The sequence below is a fragment of the Aquabacterium sp. genome, from assembly GCF_004297345.1.
Classification (GTDB): domain Bacteria; phylum Pseudomonadota; class Gammaproteobacteria; order Burkholderiales; family Burkholderiaceae_C; genus Aquabacterium.
Map to the genome: position 1 here is coordinate 1 of NZ_SCTN01000534.1, position 3,048 is coordinate 3,048.

Here is a 3,048-nt window from a genome sequence, read left to right on the forward strand (position 1 = left end):
GTCGCTGGGAGCGTGCTTCTGCGCGAGCGGGTCGGCACGCTTGTGCTGCTTTGACATGTAAGGCTCCTGAAGGCCGCCGAGACTTGGCGCTGTCGCATTATCGAGGCCAAAACGAGGCGTTGTGTGGCGTATAGAGGCTCCCTGCACGAAGTAGGTTCTAGACGTCCAACCGGCATTGTGCACCCAGCCAGTGCGGCCGAGAACCGTTTCCGGCCATCAGCAGGCGGTTGCCCCGAGCCAAAGGCTCCGGCTGAGGCGAGACCCTGGAGGACAGCTTTGCGGTGGCAAGTCTGAGCGTCTGGTCGGCTCGAATCGGCCAGAAGCTGACGTTGGTCACCGACGGCTTCCTGATGGCTCCCTATATGATTGATTGCTGCAACTATCTGATAGAAGGGGGCACATGGACACTGTTCGCGTGAACATTGCGTATCGGCCGCTCCGCATCTGTTGGGCGATCAAGGCAGGCGACCACGAAGCCTTCCGAGAGGCTGTCAGGAGAAACCATGCGCTCTGGGGTGGACGGTTCAATCCGATTGTTATCGTTGACCGCGCAAGTGAGGCGTGTGCACTAGTCGAGGCCTTTCGCGCCGATATCGTTCAGCCGCTTGGGAGCAGCGACGATGTCAAGGCATTCGCGGCTAGGTTCAAGCATTTGATTTCCCCGTTCTTGCATGATGGCGCCTTCATGGGACGAGGGCAGGACGCTCGGGCACAGGTTCTCGATGTGCAGAACGCGATGGTCTTTGCAAGAGATACGCCCGAGTGGAGACAGATCCAAGAGCGCAAGCCGCGCATCTATAAGTGGGCACCTGAAGACCCGCTCGCAGATGTCTTTCTGATGCAGTTGGGGGCCTATCCGGACAAGGCGTCCATCGACATTGACTATGAGCTGATGTTCAAAGAAGCTCTCGGGGTAAGTGAGGTTGTGATCGAACCGGATTCTGCGCTGCCGGCCGACCTTTTTGATCACTGCAGCATCGCGTATGTCTCACGGCACGGGCTACGCAGGCACCACAGCATTCATTCGTACTGGGACTATCACGGCTTCTATGTCGGCGACGCATCGAACCTTGATGATCTCGTCACATTTTGGAACTTACGTGCAGCGGACCTTGGGTTGATGTTCGTCGATCGCGACCATGTCGAGCGCTATGCGCAGCAGATTCCCGCTTGGAAGAGCTACACGGCGACTATGTTCACGCGTCGGAGACCCAGTGAGGACCAAAAATACGCAATTTGGTGGCGCCGCAAGCACATGGGCGATGCAGGTGACATGGACGCACTGCGAGGGCCCTTTGGCAACGAACCGTGCACGGTCTGCGGCGTGGACGAACATCTTTGGAACGGGATGAACCTGAGGCCGCCGATGATGCATTTCGCCGAGGTGGCTTCCCTCGGAGTCCTCGTCACGGATGGTGACAAGCCGAAGATTTCGTTCGGACTTAATGACCGCCCCTATGCCAATGACTCCTGGTTCCATACCCAGCACTTGGTGGCTTCGGTCAGCTTTCTTGGCGGGCTATTTGGGCGAGATGACTTTACGCTCGATCCGCCATACGTGCCCGAGCTAAACGAGTTCTATGCCCGCACGATGCACGTTCTCTACGATCGACTGCGCATCGAGTCGGAGCGCATCGGACTCATAGTCGACGCAGCAGACAGCGACAGCTTTGCTTACGCCTTACCGACGGTCGAATTGCTCAAACAGATCTTTGCACTCGCGGGCTTCACGGCCAAGGTCAGTGCAGGCGGACTGATCGCGCGTCAGCTGCTTGCGCAACTCGGTGGTGTTCAGGGCGGCCGGGTGTTCAAGATCCCCGGGGCGCGGAGGCTGCTCAAGACCCATGGCCCCACGTCATCGTTCGGCGAAGGTGCCGCACTTCAACTGATTGGCGGCAAGGACGGTGACAACCCGGAAGCCAAATTCACTGACTACAAGGACCTGCACCTTGAACCGCGAGAGAGGGGGGTGTCGCTGACACCGGGCCATGTCTTTTCCTACCTGGTCGGCAAGCGCCTATTCCGCATTGGCTCGGACCTCTGTTGCCCCCACTGCCAATTGAGAAGCTGGTTCCAGGTCGACGATCTACGTCAGCGCGTGAGCTGTCAGATGTGCGGAGAAACATTCGATACGACAAACCAACTCATCGGCAGCAGGTGGGCCTACCGGCGCTCTGGTGTCTTGGGCGCCGAGCGCAATGCGCAGGGTGCTGTCCCCGTTGTCTTGACCCTGCAGCAGCTCGATACCAATCTGAGTCACGGCCTACAACGCCGGTCATACTCCGTTTCGCTCGACCTGACGCCCACGAGGGGACAACTGCCGAACCCATGCGAAGTTGACTTCGCATGGGTTATGCCGCGCCGCTACCCTGAGCGAACTACCGTCATCATCGGCGAGTGCAAAGACCGAGGGCAGTCGCCCGACGCGGGTGGTGACGGCGGCACAATCAACGCGAACGACATCGCCAATTTGCGCGCTGTCGCCGACTCCTTTCCGCGGGAGCGGTTTGAGGTCTACATCCTTCTGGCCAAGCTATGTGCCTTCACCCCCACTGAAATCGAACTCGCGCGATCACTCAACGGCGACCATGAACTGCGCGTCATTATGCTCACCGAGCGTGAGCTTGAGCCATACCACCTTTACGAGCGCACGGAGAAGCTCTTCAAGATCGACCGTTACAGCACGTCCCCTGCGGATCTTGCTCGCGCCACAGTCTCCATCTTCTTAGATCCGCAGCCAGTCGATCCATGTTGACCGCCGGTGACTTGGCAAACGTCCGCTATTGGTCGAGATGTGAGAGCCGGGCGACTACCGCTTTGGGTCGGTTCCGCCCGCTCGCCTCAAGCCGGACCGGCCATTCATGATTGGGTCCTGGTCACCAGCTGTTGAGTGGCAGGTTTCAGCGTGCTGCTGTCATACGCGCCGCAGCCCGCCGATTGGCCGGTCATGGTCGAAGCAGCCGTCCAGGCTGCCGGGCGCGAATGACTCTGACCAGCCTCATGCTGCCGTGCCCCTACCCTCAAGCGCTCAACCGCAAGCCATAGAGG

General features: G+C 59.3%; 2 protein-coding genes. One reads left to right on the forward strand and one right to left on the reverse strand.

Annotated elements, in window-relative coordinates:
* The first annotated feature begins 400 nt into the window (after window positions 1-400).
* Complete coding sequence (locus tag EPO09_RS20730; RefSeq protein ID WP_290646243.1) at window positions 401-2,755, forward strand: hypothetical protein; 2,355 nt, start codon at window positions 401-403, stop codon at window positions 2,753-2,755.
* Between the two features lie 104 nt (window positions 2,756-2,859).
* Here the strand turns inward: EPO09_RS20730 and EPO09_RS20735 are convergent.
* Window positions 2,860-3,048, reverse strand: a 189-nt coding sequence (locus tag EPO09_RS20735) for a hypothetical protein (protein WP_290646245.1), incomplete at its 5' end; no start/stop codon positions are given.